Source organism: Clostridium sp. HV4-5-A1G, from assembly GCF_900184915.1.
GTDB lineage: Bacteria > Bacillota > Clostridia > Clostridiales > Clostridiaceae > Clostridium_B > Clostridium_B aromativorans.
On the sequence record NZ_FXYI02000245.1, the window covers coordinates 1 to 4,000 of the forward strand.

At 37.7% G+C, this 4,000-nt stretch carries 5 protein-coding genes; all 5 read left to right on the forward strand.

From position 1 onward, the window contains the following. Positions 1-162, forward strand: a 162-nt coding sequence (locus J5G60_RS17045) for an FAD-dependent oxidoreductase (protein ID WP_190972277.1), incomplete at its 5' end; no start/stop codon positions are given. Positions 163-178: 16 nt separating this feature from the next. Next, positions 179-511 (forward strand): thioredoxin family protein, encoded by a 333-nt coding sequence (locus tag J5G60_RS17050; RefSeq protein WP_150358983.1) that lies wholly within the window; start codon positions 179-181, stop codon positions 509-511. A gap of 49 nt (positions 512-560) precedes the next feature. Next, positions 561-1,847: a glycine/sarcosine/betaine reductase component B subunit gene (locus tag J5G60_RS17055; RefSeq protein ID WP_150358982.1), complete on the forward strand. Its 1,287-nt coding sequence runs from the start codon at positions 561-563 to the stop codon at positions 1,845-1,847. 202 nt (positions 1,848-2,049) lie between these two features. Beyond that, positions 2,050-2,514, forward strand: a complete 465-nt coding sequence (grdA, locus tag J5G60_RS17060) for a glycine/sarcosine/betaine reductase complex selenoprotein A (protein ID WP_150358981.1) — start codon at positions 2,050-2,052, stop codon at positions 2,512-2,514. A 42-nt stretch (positions 2,515-2,556) separates the two neighbouring features. After that, positions 2,557-3,867, forward strand: a complete 1,311-nt coding sequence (gene grdB / locus J5G60_RS17065; protein WP_236035341.1) for a glycine reductase complex selenoprotein B — start codon at positions 2,557-2,559, stop codon at positions 3,865-3,867. The last annotated feature ends 133 nt before the right edge of the window (positions 3,868-4,000 follow it).

Genomic DNA, 4,000 nt, shown 5'->3' on the forward strand with positions numbered 1-4,000 from the left:
GGTTATATTGTGACAGATGAGGATATGAGAACTAATATTTCAGGAGTATTTGCCGCAGGTGATATAAGAAAAAAATCTTTAAGACAGGTCATAACTGCAGCAGCAGATGGTGCTATAGCAGCAACTACTGCAGAGAGTTATATAGAAGAAAATAAAAATTAAAAGGGAGGAAATTGTAATGATTGAATTGACAAAACAAAATTTTGATGAAGAGGTTTTAAATTGTGCTGATAAACCTGTATTTGTGGACTATTGGGGAGATAAATGCGAAATATGCAAACAGCTTATGCCGGGAGTGCATGGACTGGAAGATAAATATGGGGATAAAATTAAATTTTCAAGTCTCAATATAAGTAAAGCTAGAAGACTTGCAATAGGACAGAAGGTTTTAGGATTGCCTACTATGGTACTCTACAACAAAGGGGAAAAAGTTAATACAATTACTGCAGACAAAATAAAATCTTTGGATGATGTAGAGGAATTCGTTAAATCCTATTATGCTACATTGTAAAAATTAGGAATTTGAATTCCTAATTTTAATAAATTTGGAGGTGGATATATTGCAACTGGAAATTGGAAAGATTCATATTAAAGATGTTCAATTTGGGAATGAAACAAAAGTTGTAGATGGGGTTCTCTATGTGAACAAAAATGAATTGATGGAAAAAATCAGTGGTGATGAAAGGATTGAAAGGGTGGAGGTGGACATTGCCAGGCCAGGTGATGAAACTAGAATCATACCTGTGAAAGATGTGATCGAGCCCAGAGTCAAAGTAGAAGGGAAAGGGGGCATATTTCCGGGATTTGTAAACAAAGTTGATACTGTTGGAGAAGGTAAAACCCACGTACTGAGTGGAGCTGCCGTGGTGACGACAGGAAGCATTGTCGGATTTCAAGAAGGCATTATAGACATGAGCGGCGAGGGAGCAAAATACACTCCATTTTCAAAAACGAATAATTTAGTTATAGTTTGTGAGCCGAAAAAGGGAGTGAAACAGCATGAACACGAAGAGGCTGTTAGAATGATTGGATTTAAAGCAGCTGCGTATATTGGTGAAGCTGGAAAAAATTTAAATCCAGATGAAACGAAGATTTATGAAACGCTGCCTCTACTGGAACAGGTAAAAAAATATGCAGATCTTCCTAAAATTATTTATGTATATATGCTTCAAAGTCAGGGACTGCTGCATGATACTTATGTGTATGGAGTGGATGCTAAAAAAATTATCCCTACATTTTTGTACCCTACAGAAGTATTTGACGGTGCAGTAGTCAGTGGAAATTGTGTATCTGCTTGCGATAAAAATCCAACTTATGTGCATTTGAACAATCCAATTATTGAAGATCTATATGACAGAGATGGAAAGGACATTAATTTTCTGGGCTGTATAATTACAAACGAGAATGTGTACCTTGCAGATAAAGAGAGATCATCCAATTTCACGGCTAAATTGGTGAAATATCTTGGAGCAGATGCAGTCATCATATCCGAAGAAGGCTTTGGAAATCCAGATGCAGATCTTGTAATGAATTGCAATAAGATATCGGATATGGGTGTAAAGACAGTCCTTGTAACTGATGAATATGCTGGACAAGATGGTGCCTCCCAGTCACTGGCAGATTCTACACCTAAGGGAGATGCAGTTGTCACAGCAGGGAATGCAAATGAGTTGATTGTGCTTCCCAAGATGAAAAAAATATTGGGACACAGTGAAGCCGCTGATATAATTGCAGGTGGTCATGCAGGAAGCTTAAGACCAGATGGTACCATAGAAGCTGAGCTCCAGGTGGTAACTGGATCTACTAGTGAGGTCGGATTCACTAAATTAACTTCTAAAGGATACTAATTCAATTGATTGGCGAAAACAAAGCGTCCCAAATACAAAAAGCATAAAAATGCTCAAATTTTATTATAAAGTAAATTAAAAAGAATAATGAGTAATATTTTAAAATGAAATAGAAATTTATGAATGAATAGAATAAAATTATGCAGATGTAACAGGGTATTAGTACTATTTGCAATATATTTTTTGAAAGGAATGATAAAAAATGTTAAAGGGGAAAAAGGTAATTGCGATAGGAGATAGGGACGGCATACCTGGCCAGGCTATTGAGGCCTGTGTAAAGTCAGCCGGAGCAGAGGTTATATTTGCTTCTACAGAATGTTTCGTTTGAACGGCTGCGGGAGCTATGGATCTGGAGATCCAACAGAGAGTAAAAGATTTGACGGAGAAATACGGTGCAGAAAATATAGTTGTAGTTTTAGGTGGAGCAGAGGCAGAAGCATCAGGTCTTTCCGCAGAAACGGTAAGTGCGGGAGATCCGACTTTTGCTGGTCCGCTTGCAGGAGTAGCACTTGGACTGGCTGTCTACCATATTGTAGAACCTGAAATAAAGGAAGAATGTGATGCTGCAATTTATGATGAACAGTGCGGCATGATGGAAATGGTTCTCGAGGTGGATGAGATAATAAGTGAAGTTAAGCAAATCAGAGATGAGTATTCAAAATACTAGAAATTTTATAGAGGTTTTGCAAAACTTTGAAAGGAGATATGGATTGATATGATTAAAGTTGTGCATTATATAAATCAGTTTTATGCCGGCATAGGAGGAGAGGAAAAGGCAAATTATAAGCCAGAGGTGAGAGATGGTTTTCAGGGACCGGGCATGGGGCTGAACGGCTTATTTAAGAAGGAAGATGTGGAGATAGTTGCCACAGTTATCTGTGGAGATTCCTATTTCAATGAAAATATAGAAGACGCGAAAAGTGAAATATTGGATATGGTTAAAAAATACAGTCCAGATTTATTCATAGCAGGTCCTGCTTTTAATGCGGGCAGATATGGTATTGCATGTGGCGCGGTGTCAAAAGAAGTTCAGGATAAGCTTGGTATACCTGCAGTTACTGCCATGTATCCTGAAAATCCAGGTGCAGATCTATTTAAAAAATATCTTTATATAATTGAAACCAAAAATAGTGCCGCGGGTATGAGAAAGGCTCTTCCTAAAATAGTATCATTGTCACTAAAGCTTGTTAGAGGTGAAAAAATAGGTTCTCCTGAAGAAGAGGGATATATTGAGAGAGAAATAAGAAAAAATTGTTTTAGTGATGAAAGAGGCTCCAAACGAGCAGTAGATATGCTTGTACACAAATTAAAGGGAGAGAGCTTTACTACAGAATTTAAAATGCCTGTATTTGACAAGGTAGATCCAAATCCGGCTGTAAAAGATATAACTAAAGCTAAAATTGCATTGGTTACTTCTGGAGGTATAGTTCCTAAGGGCAACCCGGATCATGTAGAATCTTCCAGTGCATCTAAATTTGGAAAGTACAATATAGAGGGAATTGAAGATCTCACACCTGAGAATTTTCAGACAGCTCATGGTGGATATGATCCAACCTATGCCAATGAGGATCCCGATAGAGTGTTACCTGTAGATGTACTGAGAAAAATGGAAAAGGAAGGCAAAATAGGATCGCTGCATAACTACTATTATGCAACTGTGGGAAATGGTACAGCAGTGGCTTCAGCCAAAAAATTTGCAGATGCCATAGTTAAAGAACTTGTAGCGGATGGAGTCGAAGCAGTTATACTTACATCTACCTGAGGAACTTGTACTCGTTGCGGTGCAACAATGGTAAAAGAGATAGAAAGAGGTGGGCTTCCTGTAGTCCATATGTGTACGGTAGTTCCAATATCACTGACAGTTGGTGCAAATAGAATAATACCTACTGTAGCCATACCACATCCACTGGGTAATCCGGCATTGGATAAAAAGGGTGAATTTGAGCTGAGATATGGTTTAGTTGAGAAAGCCTTGAAAGCTCTTTCAACACCTGTAGAGGGGCAGAAAGTTTTTGAATAATTTGTGAGTTCCAGGAGGATTGAAAATATTTTATTTTCAGATCCTCCAATTTATAAAAAATAAATAGGAGGTTTTAAAATGAATTTTCCCGTTGTTAAGAGAGCTTCTTATGTTTTAGTTAATACGCCGGATA

Excerpts from the sequence above, each read along its gene's own strand:
- J5G60_RS17050 (WP_150358983.1), top strand. The coding sequence starts at position 179 with ATGATTGAATTGACAAAACAAAATTTTGATGAAGAGGTTTTAAATTGT.